This is a genomic window from [Flexibacter] sp. ATCC 35103 (assembly GCF_001975985.1).
In the GTDB taxonomy this organism is placed as follows: domain Bacteria; phylum Bacteroidota; class Bacteroidia; order Flavobacteriales; family Flavobacteriaceae; genus Flavobacterium.
Genome location: NZ_MTQF01000005.1, coordinates 1 through 25,156, shown reverse-complemented (window position 1 = coordinate 25,156; position 25,156 = coordinate 1). Strand labels below are relative to the sequence as shown.

Annotated in this window: 24 protein-coding genes; 16 read left to right on the top strand and 8 right to left on the bottom strand. The window is 32.3% G+C overall.

What is annotated here, in order from left to right; genetic code table 11:
• Positions 1–29 precede the first annotated feature (29 nt).
• The 4 genes from fbaA (at position 30) to BXU01_RS11255 (ending at position 3,254) form a co-directional block, all read left to right on the top strand.
• On the top strand, positions 30–1,097 hold the full coding sequence (gene fbaA / locus BXU01_RS11270) for a class II fructose-bisphosphate aldolase (protein ID WP_083693315.1): 1,068 nt from the start codon (positions 30–32) through the stop codon (positions 1,095–1,097).
• 112 nt (positions 1,098–1,209) lie between these two features.
• Complete coding sequence (gene accD / locus BXU01_RS11265) at positions 1,210–2,064, top strand: acetyl-CoA carboxylase, carboxyltransferase subunit beta (protein ID WP_056190173.1); 855 nt, start codon at positions 1,210–1,212, stop codon at positions 2,062–2,064.
• Positions 2,065–2,412: 348 nt separating this feature from the next.
• Positions 2,413–2,814, top strand: a complete 402-nt coding sequence (locus BXU01_RS11260) for a helix-turn-helix domain-containing protein (RefSeq protein ID WP_083693314.1) — start codon at positions 2,413–2,415, stop codon at positions 2,812–2,814.
• A 47-nt stretch (positions 2,815–2,861) separates the two neighbouring features.
• Positions 2,862–3,254: a helix-turn-helix domain-containing protein gene (locus BXU01_RS11255; RefSeq protein WP_083693313.1), complete on the top strand. Its 393-nt coding sequence runs from the start codon at positions 2,862–2,864 to the stop codon at positions 3,252–3,254.
• Between the two features lie 350 nt (positions 3,255–3,604).
• Here the strand turns inward: BXU01_RS11255 and BXU01_RS11250 are convergent, their stop codons facing one another.
• Positions 3,605–4,852, bottom strand: coding sequence for an ABC transporter permease (locus BXU01_RS11250; protein WP_083693312.1), 1,248 nt, complete (start codon positions 4,850–4,852; stop codon positions 3,605–3,607).
• A gap of 165 nt (positions 4,853–5,017) precedes the next feature.
• Between BXU01_RS11250 and purH the strand changes: the two genes are divergently transcribed.
• The 6 genes from purH (at position 5,018) to rodA (ending at position 12,282) form a co-directional block, all read left to right on the top strand.
• Positions 5,018–6,544 (top strand): bifunctional phosphoribosylaminoimidazolecarboxamide formyltransferase/IMP cyclohydrolase, encoded by a 1,527-nt coding sequence (gene purH, locus BXU01_RS11245; RefSeq protein WP_083693311.1) that lies wholly within the window; start codon positions 5,018–5,020, stop codon positions 6,542–6,544.
• A gap of 54 nt (positions 6,545–6,598) precedes the next feature.
• Entirely contained in the window at positions 6,599–7,627 is a 1,029-nt protein-coding gene (locus tag BXU01_RS11240) for a rod shape-determining protein (RefSeq protein WP_007804822.1), read from the top strand.
• A gap of 113 nt (positions 7,628–7,740) precedes the next feature.
• Positions 7,741–8,565 carry a rod shape-determining protein MreC gene (gene mreC, locus BXU01_RS11235; protein WP_055097203.1) on the top strand — a complete coding sequence of 275 codons (825 nt, stop codon included), beginning with the start codon at positions 7,741–7,743 and terminating at the stop codon, positions 8,563–8,565.
• Positions 8,558–9,064 (top strand): rod shape-determining protein MreD, encoded by a 507-nt coding sequence (locus BXU01_RS11230; RefSeq protein ID WP_083693310.1) that lies wholly within the window; start codon positions 8,558–8,560, stop codon positions 9,062–9,064. The genes mreC and BXU01_RS11230 overlap by 8 nt, the downstream gene beginning before the upstream one ends.
• Positions 9,061–11,031: a penicillin-binding protein 2 gene (gene mrdA, locus BXU01_RS11225; RefSeq protein ID WP_083693309.1), complete on the top strand. Its 1,971-nt coding sequence runs from the start codon at positions 9,061–9,063 to the stop codon at positions 11,029–11,031. The genes BXU01_RS11230 and mrdA overlap by 4 nt, the downstream gene beginning before the upstream one ends.
• A 15-nt stretch (positions 11,032–11,046) precedes the next feature.
• Complete coding sequence (gene rodA, locus BXU01_RS11220; RefSeq protein ID WP_083693308.1) at positions 11,047–12,282, top strand: rod shape-determining protein RodA; 1,236 nt, start codon at positions 11,047–11,049, stop codon at positions 12,280–12,282.
• Positions 12,283–12,515: 233 nt separating this feature from the next.
• Here the strand turns inward: rodA and BXU01_RS11215 are convergent, their stop codons facing one another.
• The 6 genes from BXU01_RS11215 to xrtF all read right to left on the bottom strand — a co-directional run bounded on the left by BXU01_RS11215 (position 12,516) and on the right by xrtF (position 17,260).
• On the bottom strand, positions 12,516–13,196 hold the full coding sequence (locus tag BXU01_RS11215; protein WP_055097211.1) for a DedA family protein: 681 nt from the start codon (positions 13,194–13,196) through the stop codon (positions 12,516–12,518).
• Between the two features lie 131 nt (positions 13,197–13,327).
• Positions 13,328–13,669, bottom strand: coding sequence for a heavy-metal-associated domain-containing protein (locus BXU01_RS11210; RefSeq protein ID WP_083693307.1), 342 nt, complete (start codon positions 13,667–13,669; stop codon positions 13,328–13,330).
• A gap of 53 nt (positions 13,670–13,722) precedes the next feature.
• On the bottom strand, positions 13,723–15,729 hold the full coding sequence (locus BXU01_RS11205) for a TonB-dependent siderophore receptor (protein ID WP_083693675.1): 2,007 nt from the start codon (positions 15,727–15,729) through the stop codon (positions 13,723–13,725).
• A gap of 113 nt (positions 15,730–15,842) precedes the next feature.
• A complete protein-coding gene (locus tag BXU01_RS11200) occupies positions 15,843–16,241 on the bottom strand; it encodes a hypothetical protein (RefSeq protein ID WP_055097218.1) in 399 nt (132 codons plus the stop codon).
• A gap of 46 nt (positions 16,242–16,287) precedes the next feature.
• Positions 16,288–16,734 carry an exosortase F system-associated protein gene (locus BXU01_RS11195; RefSeq protein ID WP_083693306.1) on the bottom strand — a complete coding sequence of 149 codons (447 nt, stop codon included), beginning with the start codon at positions 16,732–16,734 and terminating at the stop codon, positions 16,288–16,290.
• The gene (gene xrtF / locus BXU01_RS11190) at positions 16,724–17,260 is read right to left on the bottom strand and encodes an exosortase family protein XrtF (protein WP_083693305.1); all 537 of its coding nucleotides are present in this window, start codon (positions 17,258–17,260) and stop codon (positions 16,724–16,726) included. Before xrtF ends, BXU01_RS11195 begins: the two co-directional genes overlap by 11 nt.
• Before the next feature lie 70 nt (positions 17,261–17,330).
• Here xrtF and BXU01_RS11185 point away from each other — a divergent pair, with 70 nt between their 5' ends.
• The 6 genes from BXU01_RS11185 (at position 17,331) to BXU01_RS11160 (ending at position 23,786) form a co-directional block, all read left to right on the top strand.
• The gene (locus BXU01_RS11185; protein WP_083693304.1) at positions 17,331–17,786 is read left to right on the top strand and encodes a GAF domain-containing protein; all 456 of its coding nucleotides are present in this window, start codon (positions 17,331–17,333) and stop codon (positions 17,784–17,786) included.
• 166 nt (positions 17,787–17,952) lie between these two features.
• Positions 17,953–18,219, top strand: a complete 267-nt coding sequence (rpsO, locus tag BXU01_RS11180) for a 30S ribosomal protein S15 (protein ID WP_055097227.1) — start codon at positions 17,953–17,955, stop codon at positions 18,217–18,219.
• A 163-nt stretch (positions 18,220–18,382) separates the two neighbouring features.
• Positions 18,383–20,518: a polyribonucleotide nucleotidyltransferase gene (locus BXU01_RS11175; RefSeq protein ID WP_083693303.1), complete on the top strand. Its 2,136-nt coding sequence runs from the start codon at positions 18,383–18,385 to the stop codon at positions 20,516–20,518.
• A gap of 232 nt (positions 20,519–20,750) precedes the next feature.
• The gene (locus BXU01_RS11170) at positions 20,751–21,176 is read left to right on the top strand and encodes a hypothetical protein (RefSeq protein ID WP_083693302.1); all 426 of its coding nucleotides are present in this window, start codon (positions 20,751–20,753) and stop codon (positions 21,174–21,176) included.
• Between the two features lie 134 nt (positions 21,177–21,310).
• On the top strand, positions 21,311–23,047 hold the full coding sequence (locus tag BXU01_RS11165) for an ATP-binding protein (protein WP_165689781.1): 1,737 nt from the start codon (positions 21,311–21,313) through the stop codon (positions 23,045–23,047).
• Positions 23,040–23,786: a LytTR family DNA-binding domain-containing protein gene (locus tag BXU01_RS11160; protein WP_083693301.1), complete on the top strand. Its 747-nt coding sequence runs from the start codon at positions 23,040–23,042 to the stop codon at positions 23,784–23,786. The genes BXU01_RS11165 and BXU01_RS11160 overlap by 8 nt, the downstream gene beginning before the upstream one ends.
• A 64-nt stretch (positions 23,787–23,850) precedes the next feature.
• Here BXU01_RS11160 and BXU01_RS11155 read toward each other — a convergent pair.
• A protein-coding gene (locus BXU01_RS11155; protein ID WP_123774022.1) for an IS3 family transposase occupies positions 23,851–25,118 on the bottom strand; the annotation gives its coding sequence in 2 pieces (ribosomal slippage) (positions 23,851–24,779 and positions 24,779–25,118; 1,269 coding nt in all).
• Positions 25,119–25,156: the final 38 nt, after the last annotated feature.

The following is a 25,156-nucleotide window of genomic DNA, read 5'->3' as shown; positions in this document are numbered from 1 at the left end:
AACTAAAAACAACTATAAAAAAAATTACAATGGCACACAATATTAAACCGGGAGTAGCTACAGGAGATCAAGTACAGGAGATTTTTAATTATGCGAAAGAAAAAGGTTTTGCTTTACCAGCTGTAAATGTTACAGGGTCTAGTACAATCAATGGAGTTCTTGAAACTGCGGCAAAACTAAACGCGCCAGTTATCATTCAATTTTCAAACGGAGGAGCACAATTTAACGCTGGAAAAGGATTATCTAACGCTAACGAGAAATCAGCAATCGCTGGTGGAATCGCCGGAGCAAAACACATTCATACTTTAGCAGAAGCTTATGGTGCGACTGTAATTTTACATACTGACCACTGCGCAAAAAAATTATTGCCTTGGATTGATGGTTTATTAGATGCTTCTGAAAAACATTTTGCAGAAACAGGAAAACCATTATTTAGTTCTCATATGATCGATTTGTCTGAGGAGCCAATCGAAGAAAATATTGAGATCTGTAAAGAATATTTAGCCAGAATGAGCAAAATGGGAATGACATTAGAAATCGAACTTGGTATTACAGGTGGTGAAGAAGATGGTGTTGACAACTCTGATGTTGATAGCTCAAAATTATATACTCAGCCAGAAGAAGTAGCTTATGCTTACGAAGAGTTATCTAAAGTAAGTCCTAAATTTACTATTGCAGCTGCTTTTGGAAACGTTCACGGTGTTTACAAACCAGGAAACGTAAAATTGACTCCAAAAATCTTAAAAAACTCTCAGGATTTCGTACAAGACAAATTCAAAACTGGTGCTAACCCGGTAGATTTCGTTTTTCACGGAGGTTCAGGTTCTACACTTGAAGAAATCAGAGAAGCTATTGGATACGGAGTTATCAAAATGAATATTGATACAGATTTACAATTTGCATACACTGAAGGAATTCGTGATTATATGGTTAAAAACATTGACTATTTAAAAACTCAAATTGGTAACCCAGAGGGTTCTGATGTTCCTAACAAAAAATATTATGACCCAAGAAAATGGGTACGTGAAAGCGAAGTGACATTCAATACAAGACTTGAGCAAGCTTTTGCAGACTTGAATAACATAAATACACTATAATAAAAAGTGATCAGTAACAGTTTTCAGTTTTCAGCCTGCAAGTGCTGAAAACTAAAAACTAATTATTAAACTGAACACTGGAACTGATTACTGAACACTGAAAACTAAACAAATGGCTTGGTTTAAAAGACAAGAAAAAGGGATTACAACTGCGACCGAAGATAAAATGGACGTTCCGAAAGGATTGTGGTACAAATCTCCTACTGGAAAAATTATTGATGCTGACGAATTAGCGAGAAACTTATTTGTTAGCCCTGAAGATGATTTTCACGTTCGAATTGGAAGCGCAACCTATTTTGAAATTTTATTCGACAATAATGAATTTGTTGAATTAGATAAAAACATGACATCAAAAGATCCTTTGCATTTTGTGGATACAAAAAAATATGCAGAAAGATTGAAAGATGTAATGGAGAAAACTCACCTTAAAGACGCTGTGCGTACCGGAGTGGGGAAATCTAAAGGAAAAGAACTTGTAATTTGTTGTATGGATTTTGCCTTTATTGGTGGATCTATGGGAGCTGTTGTTGGAGAAAAAATTGCCAGAGGTATTGATCACGCGATCAAAAACAAATTGCCTTTTGTAATGATTTCTAAATCTGGTGGAGCTCGTATGATGGAAGCTGCTTATTCATTAATGCAATTAGCAAAAACATCTGTAAAACTTGCCCAATTAGCCGAAGCAAAATTACCTTATATTTCTCTATGTACTGATCCAACTACTGGAGGAACGACTGCATCATACGCCATGTTAGGTGATATTAATATTTCTGAGCCTGGAGCTTTGATTGGTTTTGCCGGTCCTCGTGTTGTTCGCGATACTACAGGAAAAGATTTACCAGAAGGTTTTCAAACTGCAGAGTTCTTATTAGAACACGGTTTCTTAGACTTTATCACGCCTAGAAAAGAATTGAAAGACAAAATTAATTTGTATATCGATTTGATTCAAAATAATACGATTAGATAGTTTTCGGACTTCTTAAACATATAAAATCCCAAGATTTATTTCTTGGGATTTTTTTTTATATCAAACCTTGAATATGTGTCGTTCCTACGGAACTTCTTAATCTACAATTACAATTTCAACGGAATAAATTCCGTTGCTACCAATATTTAATTCCTCCGGAATATTTCCTGATTTACAATTTCAATCTTAATTGATTAATAATTGTATGAAAAATTGTACTTTTATCCTTTGCCTTTTACTAATAATGTTTTGTTCCCAAGCAATCTACATGAAAATGTATCAAACATAATTTTGCCTGTTTTTTACCAAAACCAATTTTCTTTAGAGTAATATAAATATCTTTGAATTATGAGCGAACAAATAAAACCAAATCATATAGGGCGAAAAATTAGTCGTATTCGCGAACTTCGCGACATGAAACAAGAAGCCTTGGCACAAGCTTTAGGATTGAGTCAGCAAACTGTATCTGCAATAGAAAACAGTGAAACCATAGATGATGAAAAACTTACAGAAGTTGCAAAAGCTCTTGGCGTAAATACTGAAGCAATTAAAAACTTTACAAATGAAAATATGATTAATTATACTAATAATTTTTACGACAATAGTTTTACTAATGGAATAAACGGAATGTTCAACCCTAGTCATTGTACATTTAACCCAATAGATAAAGTAGTGGAACTTTTTGAGCGTATGCTTCAGGCAGAAAAAGAAAAAGTTGAGTTTCTGGAAAAATTATTAAAAGAAAAATAAGAGTTTCAAACCGATTCCATTTAAAGTAATATAAATATCTTTGAATTATGAGCACAGTAACAAAACCAAATCATATAGGGCGAAAAATTAGCCGTATTCGTGAACTTAGAGACATGAAACAAGAAGCCTTGGCACAAGCTTTAGGAACAAATCAGCAAACTGTATCTGCAATAGAAAATAGCGAAACGATAGAAGATGAAAAACTTACAGAAATTGCAAAAGCTCTTGGAGTAAGTGTTGAAGCTATAAAAAACTTTACCGAAGAAAATATGATTAATTATTTCAATACATTTTATGATAATAGTGTTGCTAATGGAATAAATAATCCTGTTAATTGCTCTTTCAACCCATTAGATAAAATAATTGAACTTTATGAGCGTATGCTTCTGGCAGAAAAAGAAAAAGTTGAGTTTCTGGAAAAATTATTAAAAGACAGATAAGAGCTTCAAAAAGCATATTGAGCACAACAAAAAATCCCAAGAAATAAATCTTGGGATTTTTTATTATAATAGATTTTCTTAAAAAAGTATGATCTAAAATTATTTGGCTAAAGCCTAAATCTTTATCTATAATTAGATCTCCAGCTAAAGCTGGAGGCAATTCAAAAAAATCAATTTCATATTCAACGGAATAAATTCCGTAACAACAACATAAATAGTTCCTCCGGAATTTAAACAAACTAAAAACTTCTCCCCTTTGCAACTTTAAACTCTTTTACAAAACCTTTGTCCCTTTGCGACTCTGAGCCTTTGAACCTTTTTTTAACCTTTTGAACCTTCAAAAAAAAAATCTACATCCCGGTTCTAATCGCTTCAACCGGATCTAGTTTTGCTGCTGAAATTGCAGGAAGAATTCCGGAAATTACTCCAACAAGAATTGATAATCCTGCTCCGATAACTACATTCCAAAAACTCAAAACAAATTCAAAATCTAATAAATTGGTTAAAAGAACAGACATTAGAAAAACAATCAATAAACCAATTATTCCACCAATTAAACAAAGTATAACAGCTTCAAACAAAAACTGAAATAATATAAATCGATTCTTTGCTCCTAAAGATTTTTGAATTCCAATTAAGTTCGTACGTTCTTTTACAGAAACAAACATAATATTTGCAACTCCAAAACCACCAACAAGAAAAGAGAAGAAACTTATAAAAATCCCACCAAACCTTAGACTTCCTAAAATACCGTCAACAAAATCAGTAAAACCAGAAAGTACATTTATAAAAAAGTTATCCATTTCGCCTGCTTTCATTCCACGAATTGCTCTTAATTTTTGAGCGACTTCTGCCTTATAAGCATCCATATCTACACCTTTTACCGGTTTTAAAACAATAACCGGAGTCATAGCATCGCTGTCGCCGTACATTCTTCGTAAAAAATTAGTTGGCAAATAAACTGATGTGTCATTACTATCTCCAAAAAAACCTGCACCTTGTTTAGCTATTACACCAATTACAGTAAAACGCTGACCGTATAAACGGATATTTTTCCCGATGGGATCACTTGTTCCAAAAAGTCCTTCGGCAATATCATATCCTAAAACAATAACGGGACTTCCGGAATTTGATTCGGATTCATTATAAAACCTTCCTTTATCAAAACTTAAACCCTCAATATCGACCATTTCGTTAGACGACGGAACAATATTGACATCACTAACGGTTTTTGAATCGTATTTTAAAGTTTCATGATTTACAAAAAGCTGATAAGCGACCTGATCTGTATTATTTAGTGAGTTTTTCAGATTGATGTATTCATCATATTTTACATTAGGAAACTGCTCTCTTTTCCATTGTGGGATTTCAGAAGGCCCGAAACAATATTTCATTAAATAAATCGTATTTTTATCCAGGCTGCTTAAATCTTTCGAAATTTTTCGATCTAAAGAATCTACTGCTGCCAATACGGCAATAATCGAAAAAATACCAATCGTAACACCTAACAGTGACAATAAGGTACGTAATTTATTATTTCGTAAAGCGTTTATGGCAAAGCGAAAACTTTCTTTCAATAACCTTAGATAAAGCAGCATATTTATGTATTATTCGTTAAAGTAAAATTCAATAAATTAAAATCAAAAACCTAATAAAAGTTAACTTACTCATCAGTAGATTTTTTTAGCATAATGTTACATTAATTTTCTTTAAAATAATATTTAAAAAAACTACTTTTGCAGTCTGAAAATCATAACTACACAATGAGCACAACTAAAACAATACAATCAGCATTAATATCTGTTTTTTCGAAAGATGGACTAGAGCCAATCGTTAGAAAATTACACGAACAAAACGTAACACTTTATTCTACTGGAGGAACAGAAGATTTTATAAAAAATCTGGGAATTCCTGTAGTTCCGGTTGAAGATATTACTTCATTTCCTGAAATTCTTGGCGGAAGAGTAAAAACATTACATCCTAAAATTTTTGGTGGAATCTTAAACCGTCAGGATAACGAAAGTGACGTTCAGCAAATGAAGGAATTTGATATTCCGCAGATTGATTTAGTTATTGTTGATTTGTATCCATTTGAAAAAACTGTTGCTTCTGGTGCAAGCGAACAAGATATTATTGAAAAAATTGACATTGGCGGAATTTCATTGATTCGTGCCGGTGCAAAAAACTTCAAAGACACTGTAATTGTGGCTTCTGTTAACGAATATAGCTTGCTTCTTGATTTGATCACAGAACAAAACGGAGCTACAACTCTTGAAAACAGAAGATTATTTGCTACAAAAGCATTTCACGTTTCGTCTCATTATGATGGTGCGATTTTTAATTATTTTAATACTGACGAAACTATCTATAAAGAAAGTATTGCAGACGGTCAGGTTTTAAGATATGGTGAAAACCCACATCAAAAAGGTTTCTTTTTTGGAGATTTTGATGCAATGTTCAAAAAAGTTCACGGAAAAGAATTGTCTTATAATAATTTATTAGATGTTGATGCGGCAGTAAACTTAATCAATGAGTTTAAAACTGACGGACCAACTTTTGCGATTCTAAAACATAACAATGCTTGTGGTTTAGCTTCAAGAAAAACAATCAGTGAGGCTTATTTAGCTGCGCTGGCTTGCGATCCAACATCAGCATTTGGCGGAGTTTTGATTGCAAACACTAAAATTGATTTAGCTACAGCTCAGGAAATCAATAAATTGTTTTGTGAAGTAGTAATTGCTCCAAGTTATGACGATGATGCAATCGACGTTTTACAAGAAAAGAAAAACAGAATCATATTAGTTCAAAATGAAGTTGAATTACCGTCAAGACAAGTGAGAACATGTCTTAATGGTTTGTTAATTCAGGACAGAAATAATATTACAGATACTAAAGAGCATTTAAAAACCGTTACTATTACAGAACCTACTGCTCAGGAAATAGAAGACTTGATCTTTGCTTCTAAAATATGCAAAAACACAAAATCAAACACGATTGTATTTGCTAAAAACGGAACTTTAATTTCTTCAGGTACAGGCCAAACGTCAAGAGTTGATGCTTTGGTACAAGCTGTTGATAAAGCTAAAGCTTTTGGCTTTGATTTAACAGGCGCTTCTATGGCTAGTGATGCTTTCTTTCCGTTTCCGGATTGTGTAGAATTAGCTAAAAAAGCAGGAATAACAGCTGTAATTCAGCCGGGAGGTTCAATAAAAGACGAATTAAGCATAAATTATTGCAACGAAAATAATCTTGCAATGGTATTTACAGGAACACGTCATTTTAAACATTAATTTGTTTAACTTTGTTCAAAATAATTTATAACATTTTAAACCCCTAAAAAACTTATGGGATTTTTTGATTTCATGACCGAGGATATTGCGATAGACCTTGGTACCGCAAACACTTTAATCATACATAATGATAAAGTTGTTATTGATAGTCCGTCGATCGTTGCACGTGATAGAATATCAGGCAAAATCATTGCTGTTGGTAAGGAAGCCAATATGATGCAGGGTAAAACGCATGAAAACATCAAGACCATAAGGCCTTTGAAAGATGGTGTAATTGCAGATTTTGATGCTTCAGAAAAGATGATCAATATGTTCATCAAAAGTATTCCGGCATTGAAAAAAAGAATGTTTACTCCAGCTTTAAGAATGGTAGTATGTATTCCTTCTGGTATTACTGAGGTGGAGATGAGAGCTGTAAAAGAGTCTTGTGAAAGAGTAAACGGTAAAGAGGTTTACCTGATTCATGAGCCTATGGCAGCAGCAATTGGTATTGGTATCGATATTATGCAACCTAAAGGAAACATGATTGTTGATATTGGTGGTGGTACTACAGAAATTGCAGTTATTGCATTAGGCGGTATTGTATGCGACAAATCTGTAAAAATTGCAGGTGACGTTTTTACAAATGATATCGTTTATTACATGCGTACACAACACAACCTTTTTGTTGGTGAAAGTACAGCTGAAAAAATAAAAATTCAAATTGGAGCCGCTATCGAAGATTTAGACGGACCTCCTGAAGATATGTCTGTCCAGGGTAGAGATTTACTTACCGGTAAACCAAAACAAGTTGACGTTTCTTACCGTGAAATTGCAAAAGCATTAGACAAATCGATTCAACGTATTGAAGATGCTGTAATGGAAACATTATCTCAAACTCCTCCTGAATTAGCTGCAGACATCTACAATACAGGTATTTATTTAGCTGGTGGTGGATCTATGTTAAGAGGTCTTGACAAACGTATCTCTCAAAAAACAGATTTGCCAGTTTATATCGCTGAAGATCCGTTAAGAGCAGTAGTTCGTGGAACCGGAATGGCTCTTAAAAACATTGCAAAATTTAAAAGCATCTTAATCAAATAAGATTCAAACAAAAATAATAAATATACCTTTCTAAGAGTCATATTAATTGAATTTGACTCTTAGAAAATTTGAAACTTAATAGCATATCCTGAAACAAAATAACCGAACAAGAAATGCAGCAAATTTTTAATTTTATTATAAGAAACAGTAATCGATTGCTGTTTTTGCTGCTTTTAGGTATTTCGTTGGCACTCACAATTCAATCTCATTCCTACCATAAAAGCAGAGTAATCAGTTCAGCTAATTTTTTAAGCGGAGGTGTTTATGAAAAAATTAATCGTGTAAATGAATATTTGAATTTAAGAACCGAAAACGACGAACTGGTACTTGAAAACGCAAGATTAAAAAGTCTTTTATTCAATAAGGAAGACACTACAAAAGTACCTTTGGCCGATAGCATAAAAGGAGTAAAACCTGCTGACATTATTGTTTCAAAAGTAATTCACAACTCATACAATACACACGAAAACTATATCACCTTAAATTCCGGATCAAACGACGGGGTTAAACCAGATATGGGTGTAATTAACAGTTTAGGAATTATTGGTATTGTAGACAATACTTCGCCAAGATATTCTACTGTAGTGAGTATTTTGAATATGAAATCACAAATCAATGCCAAGATTAAAAAATCAAACCACTTTGGATCTTTAACCTGGGATGGTAAAAGCACTGGATTTGTTCAGCTGGTCGATGTTCCGAGATTGGCTTCAATCAGAAAAGGAGATACTATCGTAACCGGTGGTCAATCAGTAATTTTTCCTGAAGGAATTAACATTGGAACGGTTGATAAAATATACATTCAGGACAAAACAAGCTTCTATGTCATTAACGTTAAATTATTCAATGACATGACCAATCTTGGACATGTTTACATTATTAAAAGTAAAGACAGGGAAGAACTTATTAATTTAGAAAAAAAGGGAAAAGATGAATAGCGCATTGTTAGTCAATATTTTTCGATTTATTATGTTACTGGCAATTCAGGTTGTTATTTTCAACAACATGAATTTTCTGGGATATATAAGCCCTTTTCCATATATTCTATATATAATTCTTTATCCTGTAAATAGTAACAGATCAGGTCTTATCATTTCAAGTTTTTTACTTGGATTAACAATGGACATGTTTTGTAACTCTGGCGGAATCCATGCTACGGCTTGTGTTATTCTGGCATATTACAGACCTTATATTTTTAAATTCTCATTTGGACTGAGTTATGAATATCAAACCATTAAATTAAATGATTCATTAACACCTGAGCGATTCTCATTTATTTTAGTCTCGGTTGTGTTACATCATATTGTATTATTTGTGCTGGAAGCTTTTCAGTTTAAATTTATTGCAGATATATTACTCCGAACTTTATTTAGTTCCATTTTTACAATAATCACTTCAATTATAATAATTTACCTTATTAAGCCCAATAAACGATGAGAAAAGTTCTGCTGCCCTCTTTAATTATCATTGCAGCATCTTTGCTAGTGATCAGGGTATTCTATTTGCAAATTGTAGATGATTCTTTTAAATTAAAATCAGAAAACAATGCAATAAAGAAACAGTATGACTATCCGGAAAGAGGTTATATTTATGACAGAAACGGTAAATTATTAGTTGCCAATCAAGCTTCATATGATATAATGGTGATCCCAAGAGAGATCAAAGAAGACCTTAATATCAACGAATTCTGCGCATTATTAAACATAACAAGAGAAGAATACGACAAAAGAATTGCAAAAGCAAAAGTCTACAGTCCAAGACTTCCTTCTGTATTCCTGGCACAATTAAACAAAAATGAATTTGCTGCTTTTCAGGAAAAAATCAGAAAATACGAAGGTTTTTATTTCCAGAAAAGATCACTTCGTGATTATGAAGTAGATTACGGTGCAAATATCTTTGGTTTCATTACTCAGGTAAACGAACGTTTAATAGCTAAAAATCCCTATTATAATAGTGGAGATTTAATTGGACAACAAGGTGTAGAACAAAGCTATGAAGAAATTTTACGCGGTATCAAAGGTGTAAAATACATTCAGAAAGACAAATACAATAGAGAAATTGGCTCTTATAAAGATGGTAAATACGATACTATTGCTGTTGCCGGAGAAGATATTAACCTAACGATTGATGCTGAGCTTCAAAAGTATGGAGAAGAATTAATGATCAATAAAAGAGGCGGAATTGTTGCTATTGAACCTAAGTCTGGAGAAATTCTGGCATTAGTAACTGCACCATCTTATGATCCGGGTATTTTAGTTGGAAGACAAAGATCTAAAAACTATACTCTTTTGTATCATGACTCAATTGCAAAACCTTTATATGACAGAGGACTTCTGGCAGAATACCCTCCAGGTTCGCCATTTAAGATTTTAACCGGTTTGGTAGCATTGCAAGAAGGCGTTATTAATGAGCAAACTACTTTTATGTGTCACCATGGATTTAGCTATGGTCGAGGTCGTTTCATGAAATGTCATGGTTTTGGCCCTCACCAATTACACAACGGAATCTACAATTCATGTAATACTTATTTTGCACAGGCATATATGTTGACCATTAACAAATATGGAAATCCGGGTAAAGCTGTTGATGTTTGGAGTGATCACGTAAAAAGTTTTGGCTTAGGTCAATTTATGGGATATGATTTACCAATTGGTAAAAGAGGAAATATTCCGACTTCTAAAACCTATAAAAAAATCTATCCTAACGGAGGCTGGAGAAGTACAACGATTGTATCGAATGCGATTGGTCAGGGAGAAGTTTTAATGACACCAATTCAGTTAGCAAATATGATGGCGACAGTAGCCAATCAGGGATATTATTATACGCCTCATATTATCAAAAAGATTGAAGGTAAAAAAATTGATGCCAAATTCACAACCAAACATGTTACTACGGTTGATCAAAAATATTTTCCGCCTGTTATCAGCGGTTTATTTGATGTTTACAACAAAGGAACAGCATATGCCCTTAGAGTAAATGGTATCGATATTTGCGGAAAAACGGGTACAGCAGAAAACTTTGCCAAAATTAACGGAAAAAGAACACAACTTAAGGATCACTCTATTTTCGTAGCCTTTGCCCCTAAAGACAATCCGAAAATTGCAATCGCGATTATGATTGAAAATGGAGGTTTTGGTGCAACTGTCGCAGGACCAATTGCAAGTTTAATGATTGAGAAATACCTGAGAAGGAAAATTACAAGAACTGATTTAGAAGTAAGGGTTTTAAACAAAAGCCTTGCAGGTGAATATGCAAAACTAGGCGGAATGACAGAAGCAAGCGCAATAGAATCTACTCCAAAAGATTCTATTTTGAAAGCTAAAATTGTTGTCCCAAAACCAGTAGCAGTTACCCCTAAAACAGAAGTAAAAAAAACAGTATCAGACACTACTAAAAAGAACTAACAAAGATTATTTCAAATGAAAAATCAAAGTGTAAAAAATAACATTGACTGGATAAGCGTTTTTATCTATGCTTCGTTAGTGATATTAGGGTGGTTAAATATCTATTCCTCATCATTACTATCAACCGAAGGAACTTATCAAAAACAATTAATTTTTATTGGTTGTACTATTCCCTTGATTTTTGTCGTGCTTTTTGTTGATGGAAAATTTTACGAGAAATATGCCAGTATAATTTTTGGTGTGTCTTTATTATCATTGGCAGGTTTATTTCTTTTTGGAAAAACTATTGCCGGTCAAAGATGTTGGTATGCGATAGGAGGTTTTACATTACAACCTTCAGAATTTGCTAAAGCAGCAACAGCATTGGCGTTAGCGAAATATTTAAGTGATACTCAAATAAACCTTAAAGAAGTAAACAGGCAAATTCAGGCACTGGCAATTGTATTTTTGCCTGTAATGCTAATTTTACCGCAACCAGATCCCGGAAGCGCCTTAATCTATAGTATTTTTATCGTGGTACTTTATAGAGAAGGATTACCATCCTGGTACGTTTGGACTGGTTTTATTACTATTTTATTATTTGTACTAACACTGGTTTTAGAACCATATGCTGTTATTTTAACCGCATTAGGAGTCTTGATTATCATACACTTTAAAGGTCGGGCTGTTGATCGCAATATTATTCTAAGCGGGATTTTATTAGCTATTATATCTGCTTTTGTACTTTCTGTAGATTATGTTTTTGACAATATTTTTAAACAACACCATCGTGACCGTTTTAATATCTTACTAGGTAAAACTGTCGATATGAAAGGTATTGGATACAACACAAATCAATCTGAAATTGCTATTGGCTCTGGAGGCTGGCTCGGAAAAGGATTCTTAGAAGGTACTCAGACTAAAGGCGGATTTGTTCCTGAACAACATACAGATTATATTTTTACTACTGTTGGTGAAGAATGGGGATTTGTAGGCTCATTAGTTGTAATCTCTCTCTTTGTTGGTTTATTATTAAGGGTAATCTATCTTGCTGAAAGACAAAAAACAAAATTCAGCAGAGTATACGGTTATTGCGTGGCAGGAATTTTATTTACCCACTTCTTTGTAAACATTGCGATGGTTATTGGTATTTTCCCAACAATTGGGGTTCCACTTCCCTTCTTTTCATATGGAGGATCAGGACTTTGGGGATTTACTATTTTACTGTTTATCTTCTTAAAAATGGATGCAAATAAGGTAAATGAATGGTAATCTTTTCCTGACAAACTTAAAGGTAAAAATCCATATAAAAAATAAGTTAACAACGAAGATTCCTCTACAAAGAAGATTGTTCTGAATTGAATTAAAGACTTTCTAAAAGTTTTAATATCTTATAGAATAAAGAATAATAATCCCTTTTGAGGATTGTAAAAATTATACAGATTTCAAGCATAAAAAAAGTCCGAAGCTTTAACTTCGGACTTTTTTTGTGTGTTGTATTTCAACTATATCTTTTCGCTTGGTCTTTTCTTTAGAAGTTTTACTAATACCGGGAAAGTTGAGATTATAACGATTATAATAATGATATATTCAATATGATGTTTTAGATCGATTCCTTGTTTTAAAAACACTCCGTATAAATAGTGTCCTGCAAAAATCAGGATAAACGACCATAAAAAAGAACTCAAAATATTATAGAACATAAATTTCTTTTTATCCATAGAAACTATTCCTGCAATAATTGGTGCAAATGTTCTAAAGATTGGAAGGAAACGCGCGTAGATAATCGCTTTTCCACCATATTTTTCGAAAAAATCTTTAGATTGTAACAGGTATTTCTTTTTAAACCAGAAAGAATCTTCTTTTTTAAACAGGTAATAACCGCTTTTAGCTCCAAACCAATATCCGGTCATATTTCCTAAAACTCCCATTATTGCAACCAGAGTCGAAAGCACAAAAACATTTATAAAATCTGCCGGAATATCAACTACATTCAGCATCAAATCACGGCTGTAAATACCCGCCAAGAAAAGCAAACTGTCTCCCGGAAGGAAGAAACCTGCAAATAATCCTGTTTCAGCAAAAACTATAAACAAAACTATAAATAAACCAATTTGAAAGCCGCCGATACTTAAAGTGATATAAAATTCCGGGTTGATTAATTGAGTCCAATCAAAATTATTCATAAATGCGTTTGGTTATATTTATAAGTTTGTGAAATTAACAATAATTTGCTTCAACACCAATAAAATGCTATATTTTAAAGATAAATTAACTATTAAAAAGCCCAAGTATAAACTTGGGCTCTTTAGAATAATTATTCTCTTACATACTTACAACAAGAATGCAGATTTTCATAATCAGTTTCCGTTGCCTTAACATCCTTAGTATCATGACCTACTTTAGCAATAGCATTATTTAAATCTGCAGGAGATGATTTTTCTTCATTTAAAATCACTGCCAATTGATGCGAACTAATATCCCAGGTTGCTGTTTTTACTCCCGGAACACTAAAAGCTGCTTTTTCTATACGTTTTTTACATTGTTCACAGTTTCCATTTACCTCTGTAGTATATTTTAAATTTTTATTTTTTTTAGTCTGGGCTTGTGCTGAGAATCCTAAAAAAGTTACTAATGCAATTAAAATTATATTTTTCATGTTATTATTATTTATCGTTATTGAATTATTTGTTAAAATTGGTACTAAATTCTTTATTTTATTTTAAATCGTAATCCTGCATAATACATTTGCCCAAAAATTGGCGCATAGGCTATAGAAGCATCAAAGTTAGGGCCAAATGGATCTTCGGCACCTAAAATAGCTTTTTGCTGTTTATAATTCCCAATGTTTTCACCTCCGGCATATATTTCTAAAACTGGCGAAATTACTCTTGTAACCTGAACATTCATAACTGCATATGATGGTGAAAAATCAGGAAACTGATCTTGAGCAGGATTCGATGCAGTGTATGGCAATTGCTGTTTTCCGGACCAGTTAAAAGTATAATCAAACTTCCATTGTTTACCATCACTTACGTTTGTTTCGTATTCAAGGTTTCCTAAAAAACGATGTTTTGCCTGCAACGGACGCTGAAAAGTACCGGTTAAATAATCCGTCTGAATGTCGTAGTATTTATATGCTGTTCTTAAATTAAAATTATGAATCAGCTCATAATTAAATTCAACCTGTAAGCTATTAGCGAAAGAACTTCCTTTTAAATTATAGAAAGAGACATTTTGCGGACTCTGCATTAAATCTACAACTGCCTGATTTTGAAAATCTGTACGATAGAGATCAAATCCAGCTTCGGCATTTTTACCAAAAACTTTGAATTTCTGAGAAAAACTCACACCGTAATTCCAGGCAATTTCCGGATTCAAACCATAAATTTTTCCGTTTGTATCTAAAATCGAAAACGTTCTTGAACTAGCAAAAAGCTGCTGATTCTCTGCAAAAATATTCGCCGAGCGTTTTCCTCTTCCTGCAGAAAAACGAATTACCCCATCTTTCCAGGGATTGTATCGCATATGCAAACGCGGCGTTACAAAAAATCCCAATCGATTATGATTATCAACTCTTCCGCCCAGAATCAAACTAAAATTATCTGTATTATCATATGTATATTCAAAGAACGCCCCTACTGAATTATCGATTCGACTATAATCATTTACATTTACAAATTCCTGATACTGATCGTAAGTAAAATTCAAACCAGTCGAAAATTTATGCATCGTATTATTAATAATCGAATTGAAAATCAGGTTCGAATAAAAACTATTCTGTTTTATATCGTATAAATTCAAGCCAAAATAAGAGTTTTGATTATGACTATTAAAAGCATTCTGAAAACCAATACTTTGGTAAGGCATGTCTTTAAATACATATCCTATTTTTGTAGAAACATCAAAACGTTCTGTATTAATTTCTGAACCCCAATAATTTGTTGTTCCGCGATCTCTGTCTTTATCAAAATCGACTTCTCCGGTTTGTTTTTTATCATTCATATATCTAAAATTGATAAAACTGACCAAACCACTTTCAGGATTATAATATTGATAACGATTCAGTACATTGATTTGTTTTCCTAACGGATTATCCAGAAATCCATCATCGTTCATATCATTTTTTGCGACACGCGTATTTCCGTGTACAAACAAACTTGTGGCCCATTTATCAGATAATTTTTTATTGAAATGTGTATTCACCTCAAAACGCGCATCTGTAGAACCATAAACATTTAAAAAGAATGGGATATCGCTTAGCGGCTTTAAAAGCTCCGTATTTATTTGGCCGGAAATACTCTCATAACCGTTAATAACACTTCCTGCGCCTTTGGTAATCTGAACGCTTTCTATCCAGGTTCCGGGTGTAAATGATAATCCGTAAGCCTGCGAAGCTCCACGAACCGAAGGAATATTTTCTTCGGTAATCATTAGATAAGGACTTGTTAAGCCAAGCATTTTTATTTGCTTTGTTCCCGTCAACGCATCAGAGAAATTGACGTCGATTGATGGATTTGTTTCGAAACTTTCAGCGAGATTACAACACGCAGCTTTAAGCAGCTCTTTGCTTGTAATAACACTTGTATTAGAAGTAAGCGTATAGGATTTTTTGATTCCTTTTTGCTTTTTGGTGATTTTCACTTCCTCTAAATTTTCTTGCGAAAAAGCAGAAACCGAAAGCAAAACCATACACAAAAGCATAATATTTTTTTGCATAAAAAAGATTTTAATGTTAATTAGAAAAGCCATTTTATCATATTCTCAACAAATGAGAAATAAGCAAACAGCATAGCCCAAGCCATTAGAAGGCTTGATTCTAAACATTAAAATCAGGAATAAAAAATATATTGACTATATAGTTTAAATAACGGTGGTGCATTCGCATCAGAATAATACGAAGTGATCTGATTGCTTTTGAAATTTGGAATTGATAAAAAAGCAATTGGATTAAATTCCTGTATTACAGCAGGAAAAGCAAATTGAAAAAAGAAAAACTTAAGAGTTGCATTATCAGATTTTTTCTCAAAATGAACTACTTTGTCTTTACAACAAGAAGATTTTTTTTCAGATGCGCCACAACATTTTTTTTCAGGAGATGCAGCAACGGAAGTATTTAATGAAACAGAAGCGATTTCGCCTCCACAATAGTGCACATCAAAAGCAAACCCAATGTTGGAAACCAACAATAGGAACGCTAAAAATAATCCTGTACACTTTTTTAGATTCATATTGCAAAACTACCTAAAAAGACTTGAAAAAAGATTTAATGAAATGTTATTTTTTAAGATTTTGTTGCTGATAGTAAAAAGCAGGGATAAACAACAATACAAAAATGGGTTGTATAATAAATCTTCGCACATAAAAAAGAAGCCAATTACCGTCCGGAAAATAATTAAGAATGATAAAAAACATTCCAAAAAGCAGCAACAAAAAGAAACCATATATTATGGTACTAAACTTCAAGATTTCACGATCCCTAAATAAAGTATAAATTAGCATTAATGATAGAATTGTATTTAGAAAATACCGAAGCAAAAGCCCATAAAATAGATTAAAAGCATCTACTTGAGGCATTGGGTGATTTTTAAAATCAGATTCAAAATAAATCAAAAACGGATCATAAAACAATTGTACCTCAAAAACTCTTATTATAACAAAACATACTATAATAAGGAATGCAATTAGAATTTTGATTTTATGTTTAAGCAGACTATTTAGCATACTTTGAAAATTTATTTACCCATATAATCCATAAAATAAAAACTGCTCCATAAATCACTAACGGAAACAGAACACCATGCAGCATATGTTGTTGTTCAGGAACATGAAATAATAACACGGCCAACAAAGCAATTCGAACAACATTGAGAATATAAATAAACAAAATACCAAACACAATAAACAGGATTGTAGTTTTAAGTTTACCGGAAAAAGCAAGTACAAAAGAAATAAATAGAATAATAACACTTACGGCATTACATCCTTCTACGATTCTAATTACATACTTTTTATTGTACCAAACCTCTAACCAGGAATCTGAAAGACTTTTAAAAATTTTGATATCACAATTAAATGCATTCATTAACTGCAACACATTTTTACCAACAACAGATGTAATTCCGTCTACATCATTTGTTTCAAAAGTGTTCAAATAAAATTTATAAACCATTGTAAGCAAAATATATGCTGCAAAAAATGTGCTTATAAATATTAGGAATGGCTTAAATTGTATCAGGTATTTTTTCAACTTAAATTTTTTTCAAATTTATGTATTTTTGAGATTAGCTTTAAATACTTTTGTATAAAATTTTAATATCATGACATTTCAAGAATTACAACCAAAAATAAGCGCTATTGTCGCTGATACAGCATTAGTTAGAGACGAAAAATTATTAACCATCTGCCAATTATTAAATGAAAATGTAGAATATTATAACTGGGTTGGTTTTTATTTCGCCAATCATGAGAATAAAACGTTACATCTGGGACCTTATGTGGGAGCTGAAACGGATCATACGGTAATTCCTTTTGGAAAAGGGATTTGTGGTCAGGTGGCAGAAAGTAATGCAAATTTTGTCGTTCCGGATGTTGCAGCGCAGGATAATTACATTGCTTGCAGCTTTACGGTAAAGTCAGAAATCGTAGTTCCTTTATTTGTTAACGGTCAAAATATAGGGCAAATTGATATTGACAGTCATGTTATAGATCCTTTTACAGAAGCTGACGAACGATTTTTAGAATTTGTAAATCAAGAAGTTGCAAAATTATTCTAAAAAATCAGGCTTGTAAAAGATTAAAAAAATATTATTTTCATTCAAAATTGTTTAATCTTTAATTTTTTCAATCTTTAAATTTATTTTTTCCAAAAAAAAGTATTATTTTTGCACCGTCTTACAAGAGATGTAAAGACATACATAAAAATCATTAAATAATATTGGAATGTATTTAACTAAAGAAAAGAAGGAAGAGATTTTTGCACAACACGGTGAAGCAACAAACACTGGAAAAGCAGAAGGTCAGATTGCATTGTTCACGTACAGAATTTCACACTTAACTGAACACTTGAAAAAAAATCGTCACGATTACAACACAGAGCGTTCACTTGTACTATTAGTAGGTAAAAGAAGAGCTTTGTTGGATTACTTGAAAAAGAAAGAGATCAACAGATATCGTGAGATTATCAAAGTATTGAATATCAGAAAATAATCAATATAGAAAAGAGGTGCGAGAGTGCCTCTTTTTGTTTTTACATTACAAGCATTTTATAAGAAAAAAAGTTTGGTTTTTCATTGGGTTTTAGATTAACAACAACTACACACAACAACTACAACACAACTAAAACCCATTGTATAACCAATAAGGAAAAATTATGATTCCACAATTATTTGTAGAAAAGATCGATTTAGGTGATGGCAGAAGCATCACAATCGAGACAGGACGTTTAGCAAAACAAGCTGATGGTTCTGTAGTAGTAAGAATGGGCGACACGATGATACTTGCAACAGCAGTATCTGCACGTAGCGCTAACCCAGCGGTAGACTTTTTACCATTAACGGTAGATTACCGCGAAAAATTTGCAGCAGCAGGTCGTTTTCCAGGTGGTTTCTTCAAAAGAGAAGCTCGTCCAAGCGATAGCGAAGTATTAACAATGAGATTGGTAGACCGTGTTTTACGTCCGCTTTTCCCAGACGATTACCATGCTGAAACACAAGTTATGATTCAATTAATGTCTCATGACGAAACTGTTATGCCTGATGCTTTAGCTGGTTTGGCTGCATCTGCTGCATTAGCTGTTTCAGATATCCCTTTTTACAACTTAATCTCTGAAGTACGTGTTGCACGTATCGACGGTAAGTTTGTAATTAACCCTAGCAGAGAAGACTTAGCAAAATCTGACATCGATATGATGATTGGAGCTTCTATGGATTCAGTTGCAATGGTTGAAGGAGAAATGAAAGAAATCTCAGAAGCAGAAATGGTAGAAGCTATCAAATTTGCCCACGAAGCTATAAAAGTTCAAATTCAGGCTCAATTGCGTTTGCAAGCTGCTTTTGGTAAAAAAGAAATTCGTACTTACGAAGGTGAGAAAGAAAATGAAGAAATTTACAAAAAAGTAAAAGCGGCAGCATATGATAAAATTTATGCTATTGCAAAAGTTGGTTCAGCTAAACACGAAAGAAGCGCTGCATTTGCTGAAGTAAAAGAAGAAGTAAAAGCTTTATTTACAGAAGAAGAATTAGCTGCTGACGGAGATTTAGTTTCTAAATATTTCTACAAAACAAACAAAGAAGCTGTTCGTAATGTAGTATTAGAATTAGGTGTTCGTTTAGATGGTAGAAAAACAACAGACATCAGACCAATCTGGTGTGAAATTGATTATTTACCAAGAGTTCACGGATCTTCTTTATTTACACGTGGAGAAACTCAGGCATTAGCTACAGTTACTCTGGGAACTTCAAGAGAAGCGAACCAAATCGATTCTCCATCTGAACAAGGTGAAGAGAAATTCTACCTACACTATAACTTCCCTCCTTTCTCTACTGGTGAAGCAAAACCATTAAGAGGAACTTCAAGAAGAGAAGTTGGTCACGGTAACTTAGCTCAAAGAGCTTTAAAAAACATGATCCCTGCTGATTGTCCTTATACTATACGTATTGTTTCTGAGGTTTTAGAATCTAACGGTTCTTCTTCTATGGCAACAGTTTGTGCAGGAACAATGGCTTTGATGGATGCTGGAGTTCAAATGGTAAAACCAGTTTCTGGTATTGCCATGGGATTAATTACTGACGGTGAGAAATTTGCTGTATTGTCAGACATTTTAGGTGATGAAGATCACTTAGGAGATATGGACTTTAAAGTAACAGGAACTGCTGACGGTATTACAGCTTGTCAAATGGACATCAAAATTGATGGTTTACGTTACGATATTATGGAGCAGGCTTTAGGGCAGGCACGTGAAGGACGTTTACACATTTTGGGTAAATTAACTGAAACTATCGCTGCACCAAGAGCTGACGTAAAAGCGCATTCTCCTAAAATCATTACCAGAACTATTCCTGGAAACTTTATTGGAGCATTAATTGGACCTGGTGGAAAAGTAATTCAGGAATTACAAAAAGCTACCGGAACAACTATTGTGATCAACGAAGTTGATGAGCAAGGTGTTATCGAAATCTTAGGTACAGATCCAGCTGGAATTGAAGCAGTATTGGCTAAAATTAAGTCAATCACTTTCAAACCACAAATGGGAGAAGCTTATGAAGTAAAAGTAATTAAAATGTTAGATTTTGGAGCTGTAGTAGAATATACTTCTGCACCAGGAAATGAAGTTTTATTGCACGTTTCTGAATTAGCTTGGGAGCGCACTGAAAATGTTACTGATGTTGTAAACATGGGTGATGTATTTGAAGTGAAATACTTAGGTGTTGATCCTAAAACTAAAAAAGAAAAAGTGTCAAGAAAAGCACTTTTACAAAGACCTCCACGTGAGGAGAAAAAAGAGTAATCAGATCTTAGTTTACTAAAGGTTTATTCATAGAAAACCCCAATTCATTTATTTGAATTGGGGTTTTTCGTTTTTATTGCAAATAGTAATATAATTACAAGAAACATCTACTCTTTTTGTTTTTAACGAGAATAAAACTAAAAAAACACATCAATTTCACACTTTATTCAAAGAAAAAAAATACCTTTAGGCATCCAAAAATAAAACTTATTAACCCTAAAAAAACCCAATTATGACATTGAAAATTATTCAAATTACAAAAATCAACAGTGTAGACTTTAAATTCAAAGATATACAAAATCTAACTTTTCCTATTCCTCCTTTAGCTTCAGCAAACTTTTATAATAATGATGATGGAGTACAAATCTTAAAAATATGTGCTACTTTATACATCAATCCTGAAGAAACAGAAAAACCTACGGTGCAAAAAACATCAGAAAAAGATGGTACTTTCAAAATTTATTTTGATTATGAGTGGGACAAAGTCTCTCCGGATACTTATGATGTTTATTATGTAGAAACAGATTATACCTCTGATACTGTTGGTGACATTACAGAAGTTATCTCTTACTTACAATATACAGTTCCTGTTGTAGGCGGTGGAGATGGAGACGATCCAAAACTATCTAGAGGTACAAAGACTAATATTGCTACTTAATCAAAAATACTACTTATCTCAATTGATAGATTTAATTCTTTTTTCATTAACGCCTATGGTTTTAATACAAATAGGTGATGATAAGTAACTATCATTAATATAATAACATTTAGTGGATTTGTAAGATGTCAATAATGACCAAAAAAACACATAGATTTATTTTACTATTTCTTTTTTTAACTTCAATTGTTTTCTCACAACAAGAAAAACGTTTGAATTATTTTGAAGTTGCTATTCAAAAAAAATCAAATTCATTAAAAAACGAAATCAATTTCAATAAAGCGCAATACTTTTTTTTAAAAAAAGAATGGGATTCTACCTTGGTATATTCAATGAAACAATTGAATTCTAATCCTGATTTAGAAACAAAACAATATTGTCATTATTTTAGAGGTTTTTCATTAAGCGAGAAAGGACTTTATAAACAAGCAAGAATTGAGTTTAATTCAATAAACAAATCTTTCCAATATTATTATTTAGTCAATAATAGTATTGGAATATTGTTTTATTATGAAGAAAAAATTGAAAACGCCATTGTTTATTTTTTGAAGGCTGAAAAAGAAATACTGAATCATAAAGACGAAAATCAAATAGCCGATTTATATGCAAATATTGGAACTTGTTATTTACATTTAAATCAATATGCAAAAGCAGAGTTTTATTTTAAAAAAGATGTTCTTTTAAACCCTAAACAGGCTACAAAAAACGCAGTTCGTTCTAATTTAAATATTGCCAATTTATACTACGAACAATATAAAGATCAACAAGCTATATATTATTTTCAAAAAGCGTATATTTTATCTAAAAGCATAAAAGATTTTAAATTAAAAGAAAACGCAACATTTAACATGGCTGTTGTGGAAGAAAATAGAGGCAAGTACAAAAAAGCCCTAGACTATCGAAAAGAAGCAGAAGATTGGAAAGACTCCCTCAATAATCAAAATAAAATTTGGGCAGTTGCTGATTTTGAGAAAAAATTTGCCGTAGCACAAAAACAAAAACAAATCAAAGTGTTAGAGGTTGAGAATAAACTTAAAAACACAGAACGTAATAGCTTGTTTTTTGCTGCAATAGGACTACTTTTAATTTTAACAGGAGGAGTTTATCTCTATGGTCAAAAAGTGAAAAATGCTAAAACTATTCTACTTCAAAAAAACAAACTTGACGAATTAAATGCTACTAAAGATCAATTATTTTCTATAGTAAGTCATGACTTAAGATCTTCTGTAAACGCATTAAAAACGAGCAACTCGAAACTATCTGCAACACTTGAAACTAAAAATTACGATGAACTCAATAGGCTAATTATTCGAAATAGTACCATTGCTAATGGCGCTTATAGTTTATTAGATAATTTACTGCATTGGGCAATGTTGCAAACTAAACAATTGTACTTTCATAAAGAATCTATTCATTTGTATTCTATCGTACAGCAAATCGAATACAATTACAAACCTTTACTTCTCGACAAAGCGATTACTTTTGAAAATTTAGTTTCAAAAAATATTTTTATTTATGTAGATCTTGATTCGCTAAAGATTGTACTTCGTAATTTATTAGACAATGCTATTAAATTTTCTAACGAAAAGGGTAAAATAAGTTTTTATACCCAAGAAATTAATCTTGATTTTTGTGACCTTATTATTCAGGATAACGGAATTGGAATGAGTCATGAAACGATCAAAGAGTTACTGACTGATAGCGAATTGTTAGCCAAGAAATCGAATTCTGAAATTATAGGAACCGGTTTAGGAATGCAATTATGTAAACAAATGATCAAGAAAAATAGCGGAACCCTGAATATTGAAAGTGAGATCAACAAGGGAACTAAAATGATATTAACCTTCCCAAAAACAAGAACCAATGGATAATATTAATGTTTTAATCATAGAAGACACACCTGAACAAAGCGATGCACTTATCAAAGTTCTTGCTGAAAACAATTATACTATTACAGGTGTTGCTACAAACTTCACAGATGCATTAAAGCTTTTTTACGAGAATACTATAGATATTATTATTATCGATGTTTTTCTGGACGGAAAACCCGACGGAATCACCTTCGCTGAATCAATTAATATAATCCCGAATGCATCGAAACCTTTTGTGTTTCTAACTAGTTCTCAGGATCGCCAAATTTTTGAAAGAGCTAAACTCACTAAACCTTTTAGTTTTTTGATGAAACCTTTTAACGAACTTGAAATTCTGTATGCCATAGAAATGGCTGTAGAAAAATTCTACGCTCAAACAAATGTTTTTATGAGCGAAGAGCAAGACACTGTAATCAGTAATGATTTTTTATTTATAAAGAAGAAAAACTCACTTAAAAAAGTAGCAATAAACGATATTCTATATATCGAAGTCGAAGAACGTTATTGCAATATTATTACCGAGAAAGAAAAATTTGTTATTCAAATCTCGTTGACTAAAATCAGTAATTTATTGGATAAAACCAAATTTGTAAAAACACATCGCAATACAATTGTAAATAGAGATAAAATCGAGGAAATCATTCTTGCAGATAATCTAATTATTTTAAAAGGCGATCACAAAATAAACCTAAGCGACACCTATAAAGATTTTTTGAAAAAGATGAATATTTTATCTTAATAAAATCAGATAAACATATGAGTTGTCCTGAAAAAGGTTGACTGGATTAATATTATAAAATTAATTAAATCGGAACAAAAGAAATCTTATTCCGATTTAATTTTTTCCATGTTTTCAATTTTACTTGATTTTGTAAATGAGCTTGATTTGGAGTAAGCATATTTATTGATAAGTGTACTCTAATTTGATTATAAAGCAAAATAGATTCCTGAACCTGCTTTTTTAAGTTTTCAAAATTTTCAAAGATTTCGAACAATCCGAATTCTTCTTTCAAAATACCATTCACTCTTTCTGCAACTGCATTCTCATAAGGATCATAATTTTGAGTCATACTTATTAGAATATTATTTCTAATTAAATACTGCGTATATTCTTTACTGCAATATTGTAATCCTCTGTCTGAATGATGTATGAGATTACTATCTTGGTTTTTATTGGTAACAGCCATTTTTAAAGCTTTCAATGTAGAACTCGCCATTAGATTATCGGATAAATTATAACCAACAATTTTCTTAGAATAAGCATCAGTTATAAGATGCAGATAATGTGTTTTCTCTCTAGTTCTAAGATAAGTAATATCTGCAACCCAAATCTGTTCAGGTCTGTTAATCGCTATTTCTTTAGTTAAGTTTGGATATTTACGCATCCAGTGCTTTGAGTTTGTTGTCTTGTAATATCTTCGAACTTTAGGAACTAGTAAATATTCTTCGCGTAGAAAATCAAATAATTTATCTCTGCCAATTTTTATTTGATGTTTCTTAAAAGCATCTCTGAGCATGTAATGTAATTTTCTGCCGCCGGTTTTTGGAAGTTTTTGACGCACAGACATTATTAAACATCTCAGATGTTCCTGGTTTAAGTCTGATTTTAATAAAAGTGATTTTCTTTTATAATAGGCTTGCTTACTATACCCAAGCACTCGACATATTTCACAAGGGCTAATCTTGTAAATATGATTTATTTCTTGGACTGCTTGGAACCAGACTTTTTTACAATTTCAACTTTTAGCTCACGTTCGGCTATTTCAATAATTTTTTTAAAGACTAATAACTCCTGTTCTTTTTTAGCTAATTGTGCTTCAAGTTCTTTGATACGCTGAGATTGAGGATCTTTCATTGGTCGTCCGATGGTTAGTTTATCTTGATATGTAAATTTACCATATTTTTTTAACCAACGTGGTATACAGCTATTCCCAGCAATCTTATACCGCCGGCGAAGTTCCGCTTTTGTAAATAAACCCCGTTCAAATTCTTTTACAACTTGTTTTTTGAAGGCTTCACTGTAAATTTTAGGGGCTGACCCGTTTTTTAACTCTTCGCTTTCTATTGACATAATTTATTTAATTATAGTCAACTTTTTTCAGGACGAGA